Genomic DNA, 21668 nt, shown 5'->3' with positions numbered 1-21668 from the left:
TCCACCCGCGAACTCGCCGACATACTCCGAGAAACCCGGCATCGTGAAAAACTTCACTACGTCCGTCACCGCGATCCTCGACACCCACGAGCACCCCGCACGTGTCAAAGTCGGCGACGAGCAGATGCAGCGACTCACCAACGCCGACCTCACCCGCCACGACTGGCACGACGGATGAACGACACTCTCAACCCGACGCGCACAACTGAAAGATCCGCGAACCCTCGACGCAGGAGACGAGTCAAGCTTGCGGAGCGTCCCCCTCCCCGACGAGAGCGGAGCCAGCGGCCCATTCCTCCCACGAGACGTTCCAGGCGGTCCAGCCGTTGTTCGCCTCGAGCGGCCGGGAACCGTTGACATACTCCACGACGTCACCGATCTTCATCTGCTCGAAGAGCCACCGAGAGTTCTCCAAGCTCAAGCCCGTGCAGCCGTGGCTCACATTGGCGTTGCCCTGCGACCCGACCGACCAGGGAGCGGCGTGGATGAACTCGCCCGAGTTCGTCAGCCGCATCGCCCAGCGGACATCGGCGATGTTGTAGTAGCCGGGCTCGCTCGAGTCGACGCCGGTCGTGGCGGCGTCCATATCGATCGACTCGTACTTCTCCATGATGATCTTCGTGCCGATGCGCGTCTGGTGAGTCGCGTCGCCCGTGGTCACCGGGAGGGTCTTCACCACCTCGCCGTTGACGTTCACCGACATCGAGTAACCCGAGATGTCGACGGTCGCGACCACGGCGTCGCCGACCGTGAAATCGAAGACGTTGCTCTCCTGGCCGTAGATGCCGTTGCCGGCCGGCAGCGAGTTCACGTCGATGTCGACATGCACCTTGGTGCCCGCCTGCCAGTACTCCTGCGGGCGCCACTGGGCGACATTGTCGGAAATCCAGTTCCAACTGCCGACCTGCTCGGGCTCGCTGGTGACATGCATGTTCCGTTCGAAGGTCGCACGGTCGGTGACCGGCAGATCGAAGTTGACGACCACCGGCATGCCGACGCCGACGGTGGCGTCGGCAAGAGGCGACACCGAGGGAAAAGTCTGCTCGTCGAGGGTCAGCGACCGTGTCGTGAACGTCTGCGTCGTGGTGACGTCCTTGCCGTCGTCGCCGATGGCCGTCGCGACCAGCGTGTAGCCGAGACCGGGCTCCAACCTGTCGTCGGCGACCCACTGAGTCGCTGCGGCAGGCGTCTCCTCCTCGTCGCCGCCCTCCACGACCGGGGCGCCGGCGATGACGCTGCCGTCGTCGGCGGTCAACGTGACGTCGCCGATCTCGCCGTCGGCGACGTCGACCGTCACCACGGTCTCGACGGGGACATCGGACTGGCCATCGGTCACATTGCTCGTCACCACGGCGGGAGTGGCGCCATCGTCCTCGCCTTCGGACGAGGAGGAGCCTCCGGAACAGCCGGAGGCGACGAGCACGGAGGCGAGGGCCGCCATCCACAGCTTATTGTTCACCCGACTAAGAATAGCGGCAGAACGCCCCTGCCCGCGAATTGCGGCCAGGGGCGTTGTTCTGCGACGTAGGGCCGGGTCAGTGCTTGTGGACGCCTCGGTAGAACTCGAACACCCAGCCGACGACCGACATCGCGCCCAAACCGACGCCGATGATGAACAGCCACCAGCCGAAGACGATGCCCAGGACGACCACGGCCGCCGAGGCCGCCGAGTACAGCGGCCACCAGCTCGACGCCGGGAAGAAGCCCAGCTCGCCGGCACCGTCGATGATCTCGGCGTCCTTGCGGTCCTCCGGACGCTCCGGGATCTGCTTGGACACCACCGCCAGGTAGAAGCTCACCAGGGCGCAGAGCAGGGCGGTCATCGCCAGCGCCACCGAGCCCGTCGGATCGCTCGTGAGCACCCAGTAGATCGGCGCGATGATCACGAAGAAGACGAAGCAACCGACAATGGTCCAGAGTTCGGCCTTCATGGGTCAGGACTCCTTGGCGTCGTTGATGGCCTCGGCCTTGCCCTCGACGTTCGGGGCGTCGGCGAGCGGGGCCGTCTCATCGGGGTTGTCGTGCAGTTCCAGCGCGGCGATCTCCGGGTGGTGGAGGTCGAAGGCGGGGCTCTCGGAGCGGATGCGCGGCAGCGAGTGGAAGTTGTGGCGCGGCGGCGGCGAACTGGTGGCCCACTCCAGCGAACGGCCCCAGCCCCACGGGTCGTCCAGGCCGACCGGCTGGGACGCGCGCGACTTCCAGACGTTGTAGAAGAACGGGATCATCGACGCGCCCAGCAGGAAGGCGCCGATCGAGGAGACCTCGTTGAGCGTGGTGAAGCCGTCGCTCGGCGCATAGTCGATGTACCGGCGCGGCATGCCCTCGATGCCCAGCCAGTGCTGGACCAGGAAGGTCATGTGGAAGCCGATGAACAGCAGCCAGAAGTGGATCTTGGCCAGCCGCTCGTCGAGCATCTTGCCGGTGAACTTCGGCCACCAGAAGTAGAAGCCGGCGAACATCGCGAAGACGACCGTGCCGAACACCACGTAGTGGAAGTGCGCCACCACGAAGTACGAGTCGGACAATTGGAAGTCGAGGGCCGGCGAGGCCAGGATGACGCCGGTCAGACCGCCGAAGAGGAAGGTCGTCAAGAAGCCCAGCGACCAGACCAACGGCGAGTCGAAGGACAGGCTGCCGCCCCAGATCGTGCCGATCCAGTTGAAGAACTTCATGCCGGTGGGCACCGCGATGAGGAAGGTCATGAAGCTGAAGAACGCCAGGTCGACCGAGCCGGTCACGTACATGTGGTGGGCCCACACCGCGACCGACAGGGTGGCGATCATCAGCGTCGCGCCGACGAGGCCGACGTAGCCGAAGATCGGCTTGCGGGCGAAGACCGGCAGGATCTCCGAGACCACGCCGAAGAACGGCAGGGCGAGGATGTACACCTCGGGATGCCCGAAGAACCAGAACAGGTGCTGCCACATGATCGGCCCGCCGTTGGCGGGGTCGAAGACGTGCGCGCCGAACATACGGTCCGCCGCGAGCGCCAGCAGCGCCGCGCCGAAGATCGGGAAGGCGATGAGCGCGAGCAGGCTCGTGACCAGCGTGTTCCACACGAAGATCGGCATCCGGAACATGGTCATGCCCGGCGCCCGCATGCAGAAGATCGTCGTGACGAAATTGACCGAGCCCAGGATCGTGCCGATGCCGGAGAGGTACAGGCCCATGACCCAGAGGTCGCCGCCGACGCCCGGCGAGTGCACGCCGTCCGACAGCGGGGCGTAGGCGAACCAGCCGAAGCTGGCCGCGCCGCTCGGGGTGAGGAAGCCGGAGACCGCGATGAGCGAGCCGAACAGGTACAGCCAGTAGCTGAACATGTTGAGGCGCGGGAACGCGACGTCGGGCGCGCCGATCTGCAGCGGCATGATCGCGTTGGCGAAGCCGAAGAACAACGGCGTGGCGAACATCAGCAGCATCACGGTGCCGTGCATCGTGAACAGCTGGTTGAAGGTCTCGTCGTCGACGAAGGTGGTGCCCGGACGCGCGAGCTCGGCGCGCATCACGAGCGCCATCACGCCGCCGATGAGGAAGAACGAGAACGACGTGACCAGGTACATGTTGCCGATCACCTTGTGATCGGTCGTGGTCAGGCAGTTGACGACCTTCTGGGCGAGGGTCTTCTCGGCGCTGGCGGCCATCAGTGCTCGGCTCCTTCGGGGTTGAGTCCGGCGATCTGGTCGGCCTCTTCGCCGCCCGCCGGACGGCCGGTCTGGCCGTCGTCGGCGAGCGAGGCGAGGTGGGCGTCGTACTCGGCCCGGTCGACCACGCGGACCTTGAAGATCATGCGGGAGTGGTAGAGGCCGCACAGCTCGGCGCACCGGCCCGTGAAGACGCCTTCCCGCGTGGGTGTGACGTCGAAGGAGTTCACCTTGCCGGGGACGACGTCGAGCTTGAAGTAGAACTCCGGGATCCAGAACGAGTGGATGACGTCGGGGGACTTCAGGTCGAAACGGACCGACTCGTCGACCGGAAGCCACAGCTCGGCCGGGTCGTCGGGGGTGCCGAAGTCGTAGACGTCCTCGCCGGCGGTGGCGTCCTCGTCGAGGTAGTTGAAGGCCCACTGCCATTTGGAGCCCACGACCTCGATGGTGTGGTCGGGTTCGTCGACCTTCTCCAAGATCGCGTTCTGCGCGGTGACCGTGTGGAAGAAGAACACCACCACGACGATGACCGGAGCGAAGGTGTACAGCGCCTCGATCGGCAGGTTGTACCGCACCTGCGAGGGCACCTCGTCGGCGCTGCGGCGACGGTAGCGGACCATGCACCAGAGCATGAGGCCGAAGACCAACAGGAACACGACCAAGCACGCGATCCACGCGCCGAGCCAGAGGTTCCAGATCTCATCCGTGCGATCACTGCCCGCCTCGGGGAGCGCCAGACGTTTGAGGTCGGAATCGTCTTTAGGGGAGCAGCCGGTGACTACGACTGCCAAGAGGGCGATTACCGCCAGTTTCAACCGGCCCACGGGGCGCCTTTCTGATCCAAGACCGTCACGCGATGACAGATTCACCCTACTCCAGGACATGCCCTGATCCGAGGTAAGGGGAACCTTGGCTAGGGCAGGGCGGCGGTGATCCGCGCGGCGGCGGCGTCCCCGTAGGCCCGTGTCAGTCGGGCGTGGAACGCCGCCGATTCCAGGGTGTATTCCTGCGTGCCGGTGGTCTCGACGACGCTCGCGGCCACCGCGCAGCCGAGCTGGGCGCACGCTTCCAGGTCGAGACCGGCGGCCAGTCCGGCGAGGAATCCGCCCCGGAAGGCGTCGCCGACGCCCGTGGGGTCGACCGCCTCGACGCCGGGGATCGCCGCGACGTCGAGGCGTGCGCCGCCTGAGTCGATGACGGTGACGCCGTCGGCGCCGCGCGTGACGACCTGGACCCCGACGGCCGCCTTGACCTGGTCGGCGCTCCATCCGGTCTTCTGCTCGACGAGCGCGGCCTCGTAGTCGTTGGTGAACAGGTACGCCGCACCCTCGATGAGCTGGCCGATGAGGTCCCCGTCGGCCCAGGCGAGCTGTTGGGACGGATCGGCGACGAAGGACAGGCCGATCCGGCGGGCCGCCCGCGTGTGCCGCAGCATCGCGTCGGGGTCGTCGGGGCCGACGAGCAGCAGGTCGATGGGCCGCTCGGCGTGCAGGGCCTCGACGTCGATCTGGCCGGCCTCGCTCATGGCGCCGGGATAGAAGGTGACGATCTGCGCGTGCGCCTCGTCGGTGGTGATCGTGCAGAGCGCCGTGTGCTTGTCGGGCGAGACGTGGACGCGGGAGCAGTCGACGCCGGCCTCGGTCAGCCAGTCCTGGTAGCCCTGTTCGACGAAGTCGCGCCCGACCGCGGCCACGAGGGTCGGCCGCCGGCCGAGCGCGCCGAGGGCGAAGGCTATGTTGCCCGCGCAGCCGCCTCGGCGGACGTCGAGGTCCTTGACCAGGAACGAGACCGACAGCTTGTCGAGCTGATCGGGCACGAGCGAGTCGGCGAACCGCCCCGCGAAGGTCTGGAGATGGTCGGCGGCGACAGATCCGGCGATCGCGAGATGCATGACGGCGAGCCTACTCATCGGCGGTCATCAACAAGGCTTGACCTCACGATTTGCAGCTTGCTCCTAACTTCTCCGTCGATCCCACCATCGACGACGCTTCAGCGGTCGTCCCTCATTGGTCACGCTGTCAGGTTTCGTGGGAAGTGGTGCGAACGACGACGGCGACGGTGCCACCGACGGCGAAAGAGACGTCAGCACCTCATGCGCCACCACTGGACGCTGCTGAGCGTTCGGCGGCTCTTTAAGAGTGACGCCCGCCTCTGTCAGCATGCTCAGGTCCAAGCTCCAGATGTGTCGAGAACGTTGTCGCCACAACGAGAAAGCCTCGTCAACATGAGCGAGGGCCTGAACTCTCGTCATTCCTGTCACAGCGATGAGGTGCTCCAGCGCCTCATCACGCTTGCCTTTGAGTTCAGCTAAGCCGAAATGAGCCGCGCTGTGACAGTCGGTGCAAAGACACACGAGCCTTTTCAACGACTGAGTTCTGGACTCGTTGTCGTAGTGCCACCGTTCATGCCCTTCCAGCCAACGACGGAAGCCGCGGTTTTCAGGTGCGCCACACGCTTCGCACCGTTGTCCCGCGCGCCGTGTGATCATTCGTCGAAGACGTTCCCAGTCTTCCTGGCTCACGCACGATCGCACGTTGGTGAACCAGCAAGAGGACGGTACCAAGTCCACGAACAATCCCGAGCCGAAACTCCGATCCTCTCCAGGCAATAGGTCAGGCGCCTCGGGTAGCGGAGCCCATCGTTGTAACGAAGCCATGCCCGGCCGAGGCGCGTACCAACGTTTCGCGACAGGATCCCAGCGCGCGCCCAAGCTTTTCGCAGCGTCCTTCTCCCCGTAGGGAACGTCAAGCCAGATGCGTTGCGCCATTACTCAACCTCTTTGAGAGGTGGAGTCGACTATCGAACGTGTCAAGGCTAAGCCAACTCGCTGACAGATAGGACGACCATCAGGACACGCACAGCGCAGAGTGCTTCTCATCGGCCGAGCGAGGAGACGGCGTCAGAGCACAAGGATGTCACTCAGTGGAAGGAGTCGCCGCAGGCGCAGGAGCCGGTGGCCATCGGGTTGTCGATGGTGAAGCCCTGCTTCTCGATGGTGTCGACGAAGTCGATCGACGCGCCGTGCAGGTACGGCAGGCTCATCCGGTCGACGACCACGTTGACGCCGTCGAACTCGCGGATCTCGTCGCCGTCGAGCGAACGCTCGTCGAAGAAGAGCTGGTAGCGCAGGCCGGAGCAGCCGCCGGGCTGGACGGCGATGCGCAGCGCGAGGTCGTCACGGCCCTCCTGCTCCAGCAGGCTCTTGACCTTGGCGGCGGCGCCCTCGGTGAGGGTGACGCCGTCGGCGGGCGGGGTGGACTGGATCTCGACGTCGGTGGTGCTCTCGACGGTCATCGCTGCTCCTGCGGTGGATGAGGGGATGTCTCGCAGGTCAACCGCGTCGGCGTCGGTCTTGTTCCCGCAGGGCCCATCCTACGCGGGCGCGCGCAGAAGTCGATCACCTCGACCAGGTCCGGGCCACCCGCTCGGCGAGCGCGGCCAGGTGGCGCTCCGGCTCGGCGAGCGCCGCCTGCTCCCCCGCCGTCTCGGTCATGCCGTAGGCCGACTCGACGCCCATGGCCCGCGCTTCGCGCGCCCCGACGTCGACGCGCCCGGCGAGGACCACGCACGGTCGGGCGTGACGTCCCGCGGTCTGCGCCACGCCGTACACGGCCTTGCCGGAACGGGAGGTGACATCGAAGGCGCCCTCCCCGGTGAGCACGAGATCGGCCTTCCGCACCGCCGCGTCGAGGCCGACCGCCTCGAAGACGACCTCCGTGCCGGGGCGCAGCTCGGCTCCGAGCGCGGCCAAGGCGAATCCCAAGCCGCCCGCCGCCCCGGCGCCCGCGCGGTCGGCCGCCGACCGCTGGGACGGGCCGGGGCCGCAGACGGCGGTGGCGAAGCCGTCGAGGACGCGGTCGACCCGCCAGACCTCCTCGTCGGCCATGCCTTTCTGCTGGCCGAAGACCCGCGCGGCGCCGAACATGCCGGTCAGCGGAGCGGTGACGTCGACCGCCGCGACCAGCTCGATCCCCGCCAGCCGGGCGCGCGCCGGAGCGAGGTCGACCCGGCTGACGCCGTCCAACGCCTCCGGGCCGCCGTGGAGCGGCCGGTCGGCACGCGCGCCGAGCGCGGCCAACAGTCCCGCTCCCCCGTCGGTGGTGACCGACCCGCCGAGGCCCACCACGATCCGCCGAGCGCCGAGACGCACCGCAGCCATGACCGCCTCCCCCACCCCCGTCGTGGACGCGCGCAGAGGCCTTCGCTCCGGGTCGGCGCCGTGCCCGCAGGCCTGCGCGGACTCGAGGACGACCGTGTCGCCGACGACCACGAGACCCACCTCCGCCGGTCGGCCGAGCGGACCGGAGACCGTCACCGTCTCCACTCGTCCGTCGAGGGCATGAGCCAGCACGTCGGCGAAGCCCGGTCCGCCGTCGGCGACCGGCAGGCAGGACACCTCGTCGTCCGCCGCGCGCCGTCGCCATCCCTCGGCGATGGCGCGCGCCGCCGCGTCGGCGCTCAGCGTGCCGGCGAACTTGTCCGGCGCGACGAGCACCCGCATCTCAGGAGCCGTCGGCCAGCTTCTCGGCGGCGGCGAGCAACACGCAGGTGGTCAGCACGTCCATCGCCTGCTCCAGGTCGGGCAGCGACGGGAAGGACGGCGCGATGCGGATGTTGCGGTCGTCCGGGTCGTTCTTGTACGGGAAGGACGACCCGGCCGGGGTGAGCGCGAGACCGGCGTCCTTGGCCAGCTCCACCACCCGCGAGGCGGTGCCGTCCGTCACGTCGAGGCTGACGAAGTAGCCGCCCTTCGGCTCGGTCCAGGTCGCGACCTCGTGCGGGCCGAGCCGGTCGGACAGCGCCCGCAGCACCACCTCGAACTTCGGCGCGAGGATCGCCCGGTGCCGCTCCATCAGCGCCAGCACGCCCTCGGCGTCGCGAAGGTACCGGGCGTGGCGCAGCTGGTTGACCTTGTCGGGACCGATGGTCCGGAAGCCGACATGGGACAGATACCAGTCGAGGTTCTCGGTCGAGCCGCCCAGGAACGAGACGCCCGCGCCGGCGAAGGTGATCTTCGAGGTCGAGGCGAACACCAGCGGACGGTTCGGGTGGCCCGAGGCGGCGCACAGCCCGACGATGTCGGCGGTCTTGACCCGCTCGTCGGTGAGATGGTGCACCGCGTAGGCGTTGTCCCAGTAGATGCGGAAGTCAGGCGCGGCGGTGTCCAGCGCGGCGAGCTCGGCGGCGACGGCCTCGCTGACCACGCCGCCGGTCGGGTTGGCGTAGGTGGGCACGATCCAGATCCCCTTGACCGCAGGATCGGCAACGTGCTCACGGACCTGTGCCAGGTCGGGGCCGTCGGCGTGCAGGTCGATCGGGATCAGCCGGACGCCCAGATGCTCGGCCAAGGCGAAGTGACGGTCGTAGCCGGGCGAAGGGCACAGGAAGGCGACCTCGCCGGCGGACCAGGGCTCGGGCGAGTCGGGCGTGCCGTGCAGCAGCGCGAAGCTCAGGGTGTCGTGCATGAGCGCGAGGCTGGCGTTGTCGGCGGCCAGCAACTGCTCGACCGGCAGGCCCAACAGTTCGGCGAAGATCGCGCGCAGTTCCGGCAGCCCCTGCAGGCCGCCGTAGTTGCGGGTGTCGACGCCGTCGGCGGAACGGAAATCCTCGCCCGGCAATGACAACAACTCGGCTGACAGGTCGAGTTGTTCCGGGGCCGGTTTGCCCCGGGTGATGTCGAGCGACAGACCCGCCGAGCGCAGCGCCTCATAGGAGGCCCGCTGGTCGGCGAGGAAGGCGGACAGGGCGTCAGGGCTCAAAGCGACGAGGCTCACACAGGCCAACCTATCCGAGGCTCATCCCAGATGCGGCGCACCCCACAGGGCGAGCCACCGGCTCAGTTCCCCCTCGACCGGCACGTCGTCGGCGACAATCCCCCGCGCCTGCAATTCGGTGGCCGAGTCGCGCTGTTGGGCGCCGCTCGGCGCGAAGGGGTAGAAGGTGCCGCGCTTGAACAGGTAGACCAGCGCGAACGGCCCGCCTGACGGCGTGCGGAAGACGATGGTCGAGCACAACAGCGACGGCCCGAAGCCCGCGTTCACGAGGTTGGAGTTCACCGTGTGCAGGTCCGTGCACAGGCCCGGCGCGTCTCCTGGACGGGTGATGCTGAGCCAGGTGAAGCCGTGGGCGTCGGCCGACCGTTCCACGGCGGCCTGCCCGTCGAGCCGCACCATCTGCTCGGCCTCGGCCACCGCGGCGTCGTCGGCCGAGCCCTCCACGTCGCGGAAGCACACCGCGCCGGAACCGGTGAAGACGAAACCTTGCGCCTCCAATGAGATCACCGCCTGCGGCGCCTGGAACAGGACGTCGAGGTCGGCCTGCGGCGGTGTGCTGCGCCCCATCAGGCCCTTCCAGAAACCCATCACTGCTCCCCGAGGTCGGCGCTGATCTGACTGAGCTGCTCCAACCGCTTCTCCAACGGAGGATGCGTGGAGAACATCGCCGAGACGGACTCGCGGTTGAAGGCGGGCGCGAAGAAGAACGCGCTCACCGCGCCCGTCTCGCGGAGGTCGTCGGTGGGGATGCGGGCCATGTCGCCGGAGATCTTGACCAGCGCCGACGCCAACTGCGACGGACGGCCGGTCAGGTACGCGCCGGAACGGTCGGCGCTGAGCTCGCGGTACCGCGACAGCGAGCGGGTCAGCACGAAGCTCAGCGCGTAGACGAGCATGCTGACCACGAACACGACGACGAAGGCGACCGCCCCGCCGCCGTTGTTATTGCGGTTGCCGCGAGTCATGCCTAAGTGCATGCCCCAGCGGGTGACGAACCCGGCGAGCAGGCCGAGCGACGAGGCCACGGTCATCACGGTGACGTCGCGGTTGGCGACGTGCGCCAGCTCGTGCGACAGCACGCCCTCCAGCTCGTCGGCGCTGAGCCGCTTGAGGATGCCGGTGGTGACGCACACCGACGAGTGCGCGGGCGTGCGTCCGGTGGCGAAGGCGTTGGGGATGTCGGTCTGGGCGATGGCGACCCGCGGCTTGGGCATGTCGGCCAGCACGCACAGCCGGTCGATCATGGCGTGCAACTCGGGCGCCTGATGCGGCGCGACCACCTGCGCTCCCATCGACTTCAAAGCGAGCGTGTCGGAGAAGTACCACTGGCCCCAGGCCATGGCGAGCACGATGACCAACGCGAGCGCGCTGCCCTGCATCACGTACAGCAGCACCGCGCCGAAGGCGACGTAGAGCGCGCCGAGGGCGAAGCTCACCCCGCCCATGCGCAGGCTCAGACCTCGGTCACCGCGGAAGCGCGTTCGGGCCACGCCCGTCCTCCTCTGATCGTGCCGGGTCGGCGGCCTCGAAGCTGCGCTCCCAGGCGTCCGCGTCGCGTGTCGGGTCGAGCGACAGCTCGTCGTAGGCGTCGGCGGTGGCCTCGGCCGCCCGGGTGTGACGCTCGACCTCGTCAAGGTCGCGGGCCACGCCGCCGACGTCGAGGTCGCGGGTGGTGCGGTACACCGCCGACTTCGCCTCGGCGGCCGACTGACGGGCCACCAGGGTGTCCTTGCGGATGCGGAAGTCCTCGATCCGGGTCTCGATCTGGGCCGCCGTCGCGGCCAGCTTCTGCTCGTCGGCCAGGAGCGTGGCGTGGCGGCCGTCGAGGTCGGCGACCGCCTGGTCGATCGTGACCTTGCGGGTCAGCGTCGCGCGGGCCCCGTCGTCGTCTCCGGCGGCGACGAGGTCGGCGGCCTGGCGGTCGAGGTCGCTCGCCTGCTGCCGCAGCCGTCCCAGCTGCAGTTCGACCCGGCGCCGGTTCGTGGCCAGATCGGCCAGCGACCGCCGCAACTGGGCGAGCGTCTTCTGCTGGTCGCGCACCGCGAGGTCCATGCGCTCGCTCCACCCGTCGTCGTCCGGCTGCTCGCGTCGAGACCGGGCGATCTGACGGATGCGATCCCACAAGCCCATGCCCGCCACCCTACCGACGCGGCCCCACAGGTCGGCGGCGCCGATAGGGTGGCTCGCGTGACCGAGCACGAGCAGACCTCCTCCGCCTCCGAGTCCGGCCAGACGAAAGGCCGGGCCACGCCCAGCCGCAAGGAGGCCGAGCAGCAGCGCCGCGCGCAACGCAAGCCCGCGGTGACCCGCCGCGAGCAGGCCCAGCGCGACCGCAAGCGTCGCGAGGAGGTCCGCGCCAAGCAGCGCGAGGCGTTGAACACCGGGCGCGGCGACTATCTGCCGGCCCGGGACCAGGGGCCGGTCAAGGCGTTCACCCGCGACTACGTCGACCGTCGGTACAACGTCGCTGAGTTCCTGCTGATCGTCTTGCTGGCGATGCTGGTGCTCAACATCGTCGGCGAAGGGGTACTCGGCGTCGAGGCCTTCCTCAGCGCGATCACCTTGTTCTGGTCGTTCACGATCGTCTCGACCGTGCTCGACTCGGTCGTGCTGGTGCGCGGCCTCAAGAAGGAGTTGCGCGAGCGGTTCCCCGAGCAGCCGCACCGGGGCACCACCTCGTACGCGATCTTGCGCAGCAGCCAGATCCGCCGCTTCCGGCTGCCGAAGCCCGTCATCGAACGGCGTGGCGACTACAAGTCGCGGTACTGAGCGCGACGGTTCGATCTCGCCCCCGCACCGACAGGTCGGTGCTCACTCGTCGCCGCGTGACTCGATCTGCTCGATGACCTCGGCGACCGCCCTGTCCTCGACCTTCTTGTTCGCCAGCTTCTTGGCGTCCTGGGCGTAGAGGTCGACGTACTCCTGGCCGGACAGACCCATGATCTCGTACATGATCTCGTCGGTGATGGCCCGCAGGATGTACCGGTCGTCGGCCATGCCGTCGTAGCGGCTGAAGTCGAGCGGCTCGCCGAACCTCACTCCGGGGCGCACCCGTTTGCCGAAGATCTTGCCCGGCGGCGCGATGACGTCGGTGCCGATGACGGCCACCGGGATCACTGGGACGCCGGCCTCCAACGCGAGCCGGGCGACGCCGGTGCGGCCCCGGTAGAGCTTGCCGTCGTGCGAGCGGGTGCCCTCGGGGAAGATGCCGCAGACCTGTCCCTCGTCGAGCAGGCGCAGCTGGGTCTTGATGGCGCCGGCGGCGGCCGACCCGCTCGTGCGGTCGATGGGGACCTGGCCGGAGCCGGAGAAGAAGGTCTTCTGCAGCCAGCCCTTGACGCCGGAGCCCTCGAAGTACTCGGCCTTCGCCACGAAGGTGACGCGGCGCGACAGGACCAGCGGCATGAACAGCCAGTCGCTGTAGGACAGATGGTTGCAGGCGAGGATGACGCCGCCCTCGCGAGGAACGTTGTCGAGTCCTTCGGCCCACGGGCGGAAGACCACGCGCAGCAGCGGCCCGAGAGCGAGGAACTTCAGGAACCAGTAGAACAACGCATCTCCTTCGAGGGGTCGGCGACGAGTCCACGCCGACGTGATCGGCACAACACTACGATGGAGGCATGTCATCCTCCGCCCCTGTGCGTCCCGAAGCCCAGCCCTTCTCCCACGACGGCGACGGACTCGGCTTCCTCCTCAGCCATGGTTTCACCGGATCCCCGGCCTCGATGACCCCGTGGGGCCGTCATCTGGCCGACCAGGGGCACACGGTGCGCGTGCCCCGGCTGCCCGGCCACGGCACCCACTGGAAGGAGATGAACCGCACCGGTTGGCAGGACTGGTACGCCGAGGTCGAGCGCGCGCTGGTCGAGTTGAACGACCGCTGCGACCGGGTGGTCGTGGCCGGCCTGTCGATGGGCGGCTGCCTCGGCCTGCGCCTGGCGCAACAGCATCCTGACAAGGTCGACGGACTCGTGCTCGTCAACCCGGCCGTCGCGTCCAGCCGCTTCGACGTCAAGCTCGTCCCGCTGCTGCAGCACGTCGTGCCCGCCATGCCCGGCATCGGCAACGACATCAAGAAGCCCGGCGCCGACGAGTACGGCTACGACAAGACGCCGTTGACGGCGCTCGCGTCGATGCTGCGCATGTGGGCCGAGGTCCGCGGCGACCTGGCCGCCGTGCGCGCGCCGCTGCTGTTCTTCCGCTCGAACGACGACCACGTGGTCGACCCGTCAAGCCGCGACCTCATCCTCGGCGGCGTCTCCTCGGCGGTGATCGACGACGTGCCGCTGCTCGACAGCTACCACGTGGCCACGCTCGACAACGACGCGCCGACGATCTTCGCGCGGACCGACCAGTTCGTGGCCGAGCACGTGGGGGCCGCCCGCGATGCCTGAGGAGTCCGGCGACGACGCGCTCCGCTCCCGCTTCGACGAGATCGTCGAAGGGCTGGAGTTGGAGTTGCCGGACGACCTCACGCCCGCCGAGCCGACGCCGGTCGTGGCGCCGGAGCCCGAGCCATACGTCGACTTCGACGACCTGCCCGACGAGGCCTTCTACCGCGAGGTGGAGCCGTTGGCCTGGCCGGAGCTGTCCGGTCCGGTCAAACTCGCGTGGACGGCCGCGCTCGGCATCCCCGGCTTCCTGGTCCTGTGCACCATGATCGGCGTGTTCCTGCCGCGCATGACGGTGCTCGGGCTCTGTTTCATCGCCGTCGCCGCGGCGACCTACTTGTTCTCGCGGCTACCCTCGCGCGACCGGCCGGATTGGCCGGACGACGGCGTCGAGCTTTGAGGCGGGCCATGTCGGCCGCGCCGACGAGTCCGGCGTTCGCCCCGAGGTGGGCGCGCACGATGCGCGGCTCGGAGCGGAATCCGCGTCCGACGAGTTGATCGGCGAAGGCCCGTCGCGCGGGGGCGAGCAGCAGTTCGTCGGCGTCGCTGAGGCCGCCGCCGACGACGAACAGGCCGGGGTCGGTGGCCGCTGAGAGGTTCGCCAGGCCGACGCCGAGCCAGTAACCGACCTCGCCGACCCACTGCATCATGGTGGCGTCCCCGGCGGTCGCCAGACGGGTGACATGCGTGCCGTCGACACTCGCGTCCGGCTCTCCCTCGAGCGCGGCCAGCTCCGCGAGCCGGCGTCCGGCCGGGCTTCCCGCCTCGACCTCGGCCCGCGCGCGGCGGGTCAGCACGCGGCCGGAGGCGTACTGCTCCCAGCAGCCGCGGTTGCCGCACTCGCACGCGCGGCCGTCCGGCACGACCTGCTGGTGGCCGAACTCCCCCGCCATGCCGTGCGCGCCGCGATAGGGGTGACCGTCGATGACGACGGCCCCGCCGATGCCGGTGCCGAGGGTGACGGTGATGACGTCCGGCTCGTTCTGGGCCGCGCCGAAGCGCCATTCGGCCCACGCGCAGGTGTTCGCGTCGTTGTCGACCAGCACCGGCAGCTTGGTGCGTCGGGCCACCCGGTCGCGCAGCGGCTCGTTGCGCCACGCCAGGTGGGGCGAGAAGACGACGGTGGACTGCGAAACGTCGATGAACCCGGCCGCGCCGATGCCGACGGCCTTCACCGGGTGCTCCTCGCGGAACTCCGCGACGATCTCCTCGATGGCGGCGAGCACCAGCTCGGCGTCGGTCGAGGGAGTCAGGCAGCGGCGGTGCGACAGGATACGGCCGTCCTCGTCGACCACGCCTGCGGCGATCTTCGTGCCGCCGACGTCGATGCCGACGGCGAGCCTGTCAAGCATCGCCATGGGCGCCCGCCAGATCCGCCGCGCCGACCAGCCCGGCGTCGTTGCCGAGCAGGGCGGCCCTGACGACCGGTCCGGGACGCTCCTCACCGCCGGTGAGGTGACGGGCCAGCGACAGACGGACCGCGTCGAGCAGGTGGTCGCCCGCGGCCGCCACACCGCCGCCCACGACGACCACGTCGGGGTCGAGCACGGCCACGAGCGAGGCGAGGCCCTCGCCGAGGTCGGCGCCGAGGTCGGCGAGGACGCGCCTGGCGGTCCGGTCGCCGACGAGCGCCCGCCGGGTGATCTCCGGCCCGTCGAGATCGACCAGACCGGCCTCGCGCGCCCGTCGCACCAGGGCCGTCCCGCTGGCGTACTGCTCCAGACATCCGCGCTGGCCGCAACCGCACAGCAGACCGTCGCGCTCGAAGCGCACGTGCCCGACCTCGGCGGCGACGCCGTGCGCGCCGCGGCGCAACTGTCCGTCGAGCACGACGCCCCCGCCGACGCCCGTGCCGACGGTCACCATGAGCACATGCCGCGATCCGGCCCCGGCGCCGAAGCGGTACTCGCCCCAGGCCGCCGCGTTCGCGTCGTTCTCCACGACCACGGGCGCGCCGACCAGCTCCTCGACCTGCGCGGCCACGGGGGCGTCGGACCAGCCGATGTTCGACGCGGTGAGCACGGTGCGACGGTCGCTCGCGACGAATCCGGCCGCGCCGATGCCGACGGCGGCCACCGGCTCTCCCTGGGCCGCCTCGGCGACAAGGGCGGCGACCGCAGCGGGGATCTCGGCGGCGGGCGGAGTGGCTCCGCGCGCCCGGCCCTGGACCCGGCCCTCGGTGTCGACGACGCCGACGGCGATCTTCGTTCCACCGACGTCGACGCCGACGAGCGCGCCCGAGGCGGCCGTCATGCCGGACCTTCCCCGTCGGCGTCCGAGGGTCGGTGAGCGGCGGCGTTGTCGACGGCTTCCCGCACGACGGTGAACAGGTGGGCGCCGGCCTCCACGACTTGCGCCACGATCTCGGGATGGTCGATCAGGTAGTCGGCGACCCGGCAGAGCGGACACCAGCCGTGCGGGCACCCGTGGTCGGTGGAGCCGCCGAGGTCCGCCATCGACTCGGGCATGGTGGCGTCGGCGTCGGGGCGTCCGGTGAGCAAGGCGGCGACCAGCTTCGCAGCCTCCTCGCCCAGGCTCCCGACGGGTTCGTCCGGCTCAGTCACCGGCCGCCTCGACATGCCGTTTGAGGCCCTTGAGCGCCGCGTCGACGACGACCTTCTCGGCCTTGCGCTTCAACATGCCGAGCAGGGGGATGGAGACCTCGACCCGCAGTTGGTAGGTCACCTTGGTGCCGCCGCCGCCGACCGGCTCCAGCGTGTACGCGCCGTCCATCGACGTCAGCATCTCGCCGGGCTCGGCGATCTGCCAGGACACGCTCCGGTCGCCGTTCCAGGTGTAGGCGAGAGTGTAGTGGTCGCGGATGGGCGAGGCGTCGAGCTCGAAGTAGACCGTCTCGGCCAGGCCGTTCGCGCCGACCGACCGGACCTCGACCGTCCGCATGCCGGTGGCCCAGCGCGGATACGCCTCGAAGTCGGCGATCGCGGCCATCACCCGGTCGGCCGGGGCGTCGATGACGATGTCACCGGACGTACGTGCCATGCCCGTCTCCTGCCCTGCGGTCGTGTCGGGCCTCAATCCTAGGGCCTGCCCGCCGCTCCCCCGGCACGCAGCCCCATGCGGCGAGAAGTCCCCCTCTCACACCTCGGGGCCACGGTTCCCGATCCCGGCTGCCGCGTTCGACCACGACGCGGGAGCCGACCGCCCTCCCTCAGGCCGTGGAGTCCTCCGACCCGTCCCGCGACTCCCAGCAGATCGCCGAGGCCGTCGGCCGAGGGCCGGTCGCGCGTCGGACCATGGCGACGACGACCTCGCTTGACTCCACGAACCAGCGGCCGCCCTCCGCCAGCAGGGGACGAGCAGCGCTCGAGCAGGCCGCCCGAACCACTCAGGCGAGCATACCCTTATCATTTCTATCGGACATCACAATTTTGCTCTACGGCCACCGTCCACTCGGCGGCCACGACAGAGAGGCACGCCCGATGAGCGACCGGCTCCATCTCCGACTCCTCCTCGCCACCGCCCTGCTGGGCGCGACCGTCGGTCTCGCGGCGTCGGCGGCCGCCGCCGAGGAGGCAGAGGCCGACAGCGGAGACGTCGCCGTGGAGAAGTCGTTCGCCTACGTCTGCGACGTCAACGCCCCGGCGCGCATGACCAAGACCATCCCGGTGCACGTCGACGCGACCGTGCCCGAACGCGTCGCCCCGGGGTCGAGCGTCAACGTGCCGTTCACCCTGTCGATGACGATCCCGAGCGACATCGGCGACATCGCCCGTGAGGCGGGCTATCACTACATCGTGGCCTACAGCGACAACTTCGAGGTCAACCAGACCCACGGCGAGCAGAGCGAGGCCGTCCTGCTCGACCGTGTCGGAGCCGCCCAGGCGGTCCCCGACGAGACGGGCGACTTCGAACTGTCCGCCGCGACGGTCAACGCCCTGTTCGACATCGACGAGAGCGCCACCGAGGACGCGCTGCTCGGCATGCCGGCCGCCGACCAGATCGCGCACCCGCGCACGGACATCGGCGGGTACATCTCCTTCACCTTCGCCGTCCAGATGTACGAGGACGAGGAGGCCTACCAGTCAGGCGCCACGCCGGAACGACTCATGCTCATCTGCACGGCCGACGCGGCGACCGACCTCGCCCTGGCGACCATCGACGTCGACGAGCAGGGCGAGGTGGTCGCCGACGAGGAGGTGGCGAACGAGGAGCTGGACGTCGCCACCGTCGAGACCTCGACGACGACCGCGGAGGAGGAGGTCCTCGCCGACGAGCAGCCCTTCGCCTCGACAGCCCTCGGATCGGGCGGCGGCGTCGCGAGCGTCGACTCGGCCCTCGGATCGGGCGGCGGCGTCGCCCAGGCCCCCAGCCCGGTGAGCATGAGCGGCAAGGTCGCCGACGCCCCGGCCGAGACGGTGGCCGAGGCCCCGGAGGCGGCCGAGGCGAGCCCGCGCACGGTGTCCTTCGGCACCGACGCGAGCGCCACCGACCCCCGCGAGGACGACGGCGGCGACCGAGGCCTCGTCCTGCTGCTGGCGGCCGTCCTGACGGTCGGCACGGCGGCCGTCGTCGTGCAGCATCGCCGCGCCCTGTCCCGCCTGACGAGCTGAGGGCGTCATGACCGACACCCAGACCCTCCCGGAACCCGACGCCGAGACGCGGTGGGCGTTGCAGGCCGAGCACGTCGACAAGGCCTTCGCCACCCCCGACGGGCAGCAGATCCACGCCGTCGACGACGTCAGCCTCGACATCGGTCACGGCTCCATGACCGCCATCATGGGGCCGTCCGGCTCCGGAAAGTCCACCCTCCTCAACCTGCTCGCCGGACTCGACCGGCCCGACAGCGGCACGATCCGCATCGGCGGGACCGACATCACGAGACTGCGCGACCGAGGCCTGACCCGGCTGCGCCGCACCCACGTCGGCTTCGTGTTCCAACAGTTCAACCTGCTCCCCCAGCTCACCGCCCGGCAGAACATCGTCCTCCCGCTGCAGCTGGCCCGCCAGCAGGTCGACGAGGACCTCCTCGACGAGCTCACCGGCTCCCTCGGCATCGCCGACCGCCTCGCCCACCGGCCCGGCGAGCTGTCCGGCGGCCAGCAGCAGCGCGTCGCCGTGGTCCGCGCGCTCCTGCCCCGCCCCGCCATCGTCGTCGCCGACGAGCCGACCGGCGCCCTCGACTCCGCCAGCGGCGCCGAACTGCTCGCCATGCTGCGCACCGCCGTCGACGTCCACCGTCAGAGCGTGCTGCTCGTGACCCACGACGAGAAGATCGCCGCACTCGCCGACACCCGACTGCACATGGCCGACGGCAGGCTCTCGTGATCGGACTCACCTGGCGGACCCTGCTCACCGGCGGCGCCCGCAGCGTCGTCACGATGCTGGTCCTCGCCATCGGCGCGTTCCTCCTCTCCTTCGCGCTCATCGCCTCGGCCACCACCACCCGGGCGCTCGCCGACGGGGTGGAGACCCCCTACCGTCACACCGACGTCGTGGTGGCCACCTCCTCGGAGGACGCGTCCGCGGCCGACACCCCCGTCGCCCGTGAGATCACCGCCGACGACGCCGAGGCCGTCGGCGGGATCGACGGCGTGGAAGCGGCCTCCGGATTCGTCGGCACCACCGCCATCGTGCGCGCCGGCGACCGGGTCCGCGGCCTGACCGTCGAAAGCCTGCCGACGGACGGGGCCTTCGTCTGGCAGCGGCTCGACGACGGCGTCTGGCCGACGACGACCAGCGAGATCGCCCTGTCCGCACAGACCCTCGACGACCTCGGCCTGACCGTCGGCGACCGCGTGGTCTTCGGCAAGAAGGACATCGGCCCCGGCACCTTCACCATCGTCGGCTCCGTCGACACCCGCGGCGCCCTCGACTACCAGAACGGCTCCTACGGCGTCGTCGCCCCGGAGATCGCCCAAGCCCTCGCCGGAGTCACCGGCTTCACCGAGCTGCGCCTGCGGCTCGCGCCGGGCGCCGACGCCGCCGAGGTCGTCGCCGAGATCAACACGCTCGTCCCCGAGGTCTGGCCGATCGCCACCTCGGAGATCACCGGCGGCGCCGACAGCGTCTTCGGAACGGCCGTCGGCCTGCTGCGCGACGTCGTCATCGGCTTGATCTCCGTGGCGCTCGCGGTCGCCGTGATCGTCCTGGCCACCGTGTACGGGGCCTCGCTGACCGCCCGCTCCCGGCTGCTCGCCCTGCAACGCTGCGTCGGCGCGACCCGCGGACAGGTCATGGCCTCCGTCGTCGCCGAGGCCGCACTGCTCGCCCTCCTCGGCGGAGTCATCGGCGTCGGCCTGGCCGTGCTCGCCGCGTGGGCGCTGCTCCCCGTGTTCGAGCGGACCGTCTCGACGGCCGCCGCCGAGGCCTTCCACGTGCCCTGGTCCTCCCTCGTCGCACCGATCCTCGTGGTGGTCGCCCTCGGCGCCGTCGCCAGCCTGCTGCCCGCCTGGCGCGCCTCCCGCGTGCCGCCGAGCCGAGCCCTCGCCGCCGCCACCGAGCTCCCGCCCGAGCCGGGGGCGAGCCGTCTCCGCCTCCTGGCCGGCCTCGCGCTCCTCGTCACCGGCGCCGTCGCCCTCTCCCTCGGGTCCGCCCGGACCGCCCCGGCGCTCGTCGCGGCCGGGGTGGCGGCCACCGGCGCGGGCCTGTTCGCGCTGTCGCTCCCGGCCTACTCCGGCGTCGCGACGGCCGTCGGAGTCGCAGCCCGCCGGTTCCGCAGCGTGTCCGGCGAGCTGCTCGGCGCGAACATCCGCCGCAACCCCCGTCGCAGCGCGTCCCTGGGCGTCTCGGTCACGCTGGCCGCCGTCGTGACGATGACCGCCTGGACCGCCCTGGACTCGGCCCGCTCGACCCTGCTCGAACGGATCAGCGCGTCGCCCTCGGTCGACCTGACGGTCGGCGACGCCTCGTCCTCCGAGACCCCGGTCGACACCGAGTCCCTGCAGGCCATCGCCCGGCTCGACGGCGTCGAGCACGTGCTCGGCGTGGTCGCCGCCGACGACGTCACGATGACCGGGACCGCCGCCCCGAGCGTCGGCGACAACGGCGAGGTCGTCGCCGATCAGACCCTCGGCGACGAGCAGAGCGCCGAGGCGACCTGGGACGTCGCGGTGGCGCAGCTCGACCTCGACGACCTCGACGTCATGCGCGTCCCCTACGACCTCGACGAGGTCGACGACACGACGGTCTACCTCCCGTCCAGCCGGTACGCCCCCTTCGACGACGACCAGCCGGTCACCCTCGCCGGCCCGCTCGGCGAGGCGACCGTCGACGTCGAGTACGTCGACGGACTCGACCTGCCCGCCTTCGTCTCCCCCGCGCTGTACGAACGCCTCACCGACACCGGAGCGGTCCGCACCGCCTGGATCGCCATCGACCGCTCCACCGACCAGTCCCTGCTCATGGACCGCGTCCGCGCCGAGGCCGTGCTCGCCGGCGACCAGGCCGTCGGCGGCGCGCTCCCGTCCACCCTGCGCCTCGACGCCGCCCTCTCCATCGTCCGGACCGCGGCCATCGCGCTGCTGTCCGCCGCGATGCTCGTCGCCCTCATCGGCCTGGCCGCCACCACCGCCCTCACCGTCGCCGAACGCCGCCACGAGAACGCCGTCCTCCGCGCGCTCGGCCTCGAACGCGACCAACTCCGCCGCACCCTCGTCGGCGAGGCCATCACCCTCGGTCTGACCGGCACGGTCCTCGGCGCGCTGCTCGGCGCCGCCTACGGACTCGTCGCGGCCGTCGGCGTCGCCGAGGCGCTCGACCTGCGCGCCGTCGCGTCGATCCCGGCCCTCGCCCTGCTGCTCGTGATCGCCGTCCCTGCGGTCGTCGTGTGGCTCACGACCAGCAGCGCCGTCGAGCGCGCGTCCCACGTCCCACCCGCCCACGCCCTGATCCCACGGTGA

24 protein-coding genes are annotated in these 21668 nt (G+C 70.2%); 7 read left to right on the top strand and 17 right to left on the bottom strand.

Annotated features, from left to right (window positions below; genetic code table 11):
- Positions 1 to 43 precede the first annotated feature (43 nt).
- A complete protein-coding gene (locus QM621_RS07815) occupies positions 44 to 178 on the top strand; it encodes a hypothetical protein (protein ID WP_414989811.1) in 135 nt (44 codons plus the stop codon).
- A gap of 63 nt (positions 179 to 241) precedes the next feature.
- On the opposite strand, the gene QM621_RS07810 is transcribed toward QM621_RS07815, so the two are convergent.
- The 12 genes from QM621_RS07810 to QM621_RS07755 all read right to left on the bottom strand — a co-directional run bounded on the left by QM621_RS07810 (position 242) and on the right by QM621_RS07755 (position 11548).
- The gene (locus QM621_RS07810; RefSeq protein ID WP_414989810.1) at positions 242 to 1459 is read right to left on the bottom strand and encodes an Ig-like domain-containing protein; all 1218 of its coding nucleotides are present in this window, start codon (positions 1457 to 1459) and stop codon (positions 242 to 244) included.
- Between the two features lie 76 nt (positions 1460 to 1535).
- The gene (locus QM621_RS07805; protein WP_414989809.1) at positions 1536 to 1931 is read right to left on the bottom strand and encodes a cytochrome c oxidase subunit 4; all 396 of its coding nucleotides are present in this window, start codon (positions 1929 to 1931) and stop codon (positions 1536 to 1538) included.
- 3 nt (positions 1932 to 1934) lie between these two features.
- Entirely contained in the window at positions 1935 to 3641 is a 1707-nt protein-coding gene (ctaD, locus tag QM621_RS07800) for a cytochrome c oxidase subunit I (protein WP_414989808.1), read from the bottom strand.
- Positions 3641 to 4435: a cytochrome c oxidase subunit II gene (gene coxB, locus QM621_RS07795; protein WP_414989807.1), complete on the bottom strand. Its 795-nt coding sequence runs from the start codon at positions 4433 to 4435 to the stop codon at positions 3641 to 3643. The genes ctaD and coxB overlap by 1 nt, the downstream gene beginning before the upstream one ends.
- 122 nt (positions 4436 to 4557) lie before the next feature.
- Entirely contained in the window at positions 4558 to 5535 is a 978-nt protein-coding gene (locus tag QM621_RS07790) for a carbohydrate kinase family protein (protein ID WP_414989806.1), read from the bottom strand.
- 63 nt (positions 5536 to 5598) lie between these two features.
- Positions 5599 to 6411, bottom strand: coding sequence for a DUF5710 domain-containing protein (locus tag QM621_RS07785; RefSeq protein WP_414989805.1), 813 nt, complete (start codon positions 6409 to 6411; stop codon positions 5599 to 5601).
- Between the two features lie 152 nt (positions 6412 to 6563).
- Entirely contained in the window at positions 6564 to 6938 is a 375-nt protein-coding gene (locus QM621_RS07780; RefSeq protein ID WP_414989804.1) for a HesB/IscA family protein, read from the bottom strand.
- 103 nt (positions 6939 to 7041) lie between these two features.
- On the bottom strand, positions 7042 to 8145 hold the full coding sequence (locus QM621_RS07775; RefSeq protein ID WP_414989803.1) for a glycerate kinase: 1104 nt from the start codon (positions 8143 to 8145) through the stop codon (positions 7042 to 7044).
- 1 nt (position 8146) lies between these two features.
- Complete coding sequence (locus tag QM621_RS07770; protein ID WP_414989802.1) at positions 8147 to 9418, bottom strand: aminotransferase class I/II-fold pyridoxal phosphate-dependent enzyme; 1272 nt, start codon at positions 9416 to 9418, stop codon at positions 8147 to 8149.
- A 21-nt stretch (positions 9419 to 9439) separates the two neighbouring features.
- Positions 9440 to 10006, bottom strand: coding sequence for a PspA-associated protein PspAB (gene pspAB, locus QM621_RS07765; RefSeq protein ID WP_414989801.1), 567 nt, complete (start codon positions 10004 to 10006; stop codon positions 9440 to 9442).
- Positions 10006 to 10908 (bottom strand): zinc metalloprotease HtpX, encoded by a 903-nt coding sequence (htpX, locus tag QM621_RS07760; RefSeq protein ID WP_414989800.1) that lies wholly within the window; start codon positions 10906 to 10908, stop codon positions 10006 to 10008. The genes pspAB and htpX overlap by 1 nt, the downstream gene beginning before the upstream one ends.
- A complete protein-coding gene (locus QM621_RS07755) occupies positions 10883 to 11548 on the bottom strand; it encodes a PspA/IM30 family protein (RefSeq protein ID WP_414989799.1) in 666 nt (221 codons plus the stop codon). Before QM621_RS07755 ends, htpX begins: the two co-directional genes overlap by 26 nt.
- A gap of 57 nt (positions 11549 to 11605) precedes the next feature.
- Between QM621_RS07755 and QM621_RS07750 the strand changes: the two genes are divergently transcribed.
- Complete coding sequence (locus QM621_RS07750) at positions 11606 to 12187, top strand: DUF3043 domain-containing protein (protein WP_414989798.1); 582 nt, start codon at positions 11606 to 11608, stop codon at positions 12185 to 12187.
- A gap of 42 nt (positions 12188 to 12229) precedes the next feature.
- Here the strand turns inward: QM621_RS07750 and QM621_RS07745 are convergent, their stop codons facing one another.
- Complete coding sequence (locus QM621_RS07745) at positions 12230 to 12970, bottom strand: lysophospholipid acyltransferase family protein (RefSeq protein WP_414989797.1); 741 nt, start codon at positions 12968 to 12970, stop codon at positions 12230 to 12232.
- 68 nt (positions 12971 to 13038) lie between these two features.
- Here QM621_RS07745 and QM621_RS07740 point away from each other — a divergent pair, with 68 nt between their 5' ends.
- Together QM621_RS07740 and QM621_RS07735 are read left to right on the top strand one after the other, a co-directional pair.
- Complete coding sequence (locus QM621_RS07740) at positions 13039 to 13812, top strand: alpha/beta hydrolase (RefSeq protein ID WP_414989796.1); 774 nt, start codon at positions 13039 to 13041, stop codon at positions 13810 to 13812.
- The gene (locus tag QM621_RS07735) at positions 13805 to 14209 is read left to right on the top strand and encodes a hypothetical protein (protein WP_414989795.1); all 405 of its coding nucleotides are present in this window, start codon (positions 13805 to 13807) and stop codon (positions 14207 to 14209) included. The genes QM621_RS07740 and QM621_RS07735 overlap by 8 nt, the downstream gene beginning before the upstream one ends.
- On the opposite strand, the gene QM621_RS07730 is transcribed toward QM621_RS07735, so the two are convergent.
- From QM621_RS07730 to QM621_RS07715, 4 genes are read right to left on the bottom strand one after another with little or no spacing between them, the layout of a single operon-like run.
- A complete protein-coding gene (locus QM621_RS07730) occupies positions 14121 to 15161 on the bottom strand; it encodes an ROK family glucokinase (RefSeq protein WP_414989822.1) in 1041 nt (346 codons plus the stop codon). The genes QM621_RS07735 and QM621_RS07730 overlap by 89 nt on opposite strands.
- Positions 15154 to 16062 (bottom strand): ROK family protein, encoded by a 909-nt coding sequence (locus tag QM621_RS07725; RefSeq protein WP_414989794.1) that lies wholly within the window; start codon positions 16060 to 16062, stop codon positions 15154 to 15156. The genes QM621_RS07730 and QM621_RS07725 overlap by 8 nt, the downstream gene beginning before the upstream one ends.
- On the bottom strand, positions 16059 to 16373 hold the full coding sequence (locus QM621_RS07720) for a hypothetical protein (protein ID WP_414989793.1): 315 nt from the start codon (positions 16371 to 16373) through the stop codon (positions 16059 to 16061). Before QM621_RS07720 ends, QM621_RS07725 begins: the two co-directional genes overlap by 4 nt.
- Positions 16366 to 16809: an SRPBCC family protein gene (locus QM621_RS07715; protein ID WP_414989792.1), complete on the bottom strand. Its 444-nt coding sequence runs from the start codon at positions 16807 to 16809 to the stop codon at positions 16366 to 16368. The genes QM621_RS07720 and QM621_RS07715 overlap by 8 nt, the downstream gene beginning before the upstream one ends.
- 440 nt (positions 16810 to 17249) lie before the next feature.
- On the opposite strand from QM621_RS07715, the gene QM621_RS07710 reads away from it, so the two are divergent.
- The 3 genes from QM621_RS07710 to QM621_RS07700 are packed head-to-tail and all read left to right on the top strand — an operon-like array spanning position 17250 to position 21668.
- Entirely contained in the window at positions 17250 to 18380 is a 1131-nt protein-coding gene (locus QM621_RS07710; RefSeq protein WP_414989791.1) for a DUF6801 domain-containing protein, read from the top strand.
- A gap of 7 nt (positions 18381 to 18387) precedes the next feature.
- Positions 18388 to 19095, top strand: a complete 708-nt coding sequence (locus tag QM621_RS07705; protein ID WP_414989790.1) for an ABC transporter ATP-binding protein — start codon at positions 18388 to 18390, stop codon at positions 19093 to 19095.
- Positions 19092 to 21668 carry an ABC transporter permease gene (locus tag QM621_RS07700; protein ID WP_414989789.1) on the top strand — a complete coding sequence of 859 codons (2577 nt, stop codon included), beginning with the start codon at positions 19092 to 19094 and terminating at the stop codon, positions 21666 to 21668. Before QM621_RS07705 ends, QM621_RS07700 begins: the two co-directional genes overlap by 4 nt.

This window comes from Aeromicrobium sp. (assembly GCF_047606445.1).
Lineage (GTDB): Bacteria > Actinomycetota > Actinomycetes > Propionibacteriales > Nocardioidaceae > Aeromicrobium.
Note: the sequence above shows the minus strand (reverse complement) of the source record. Positions and strands in the feature narration are given on the sequence as shown.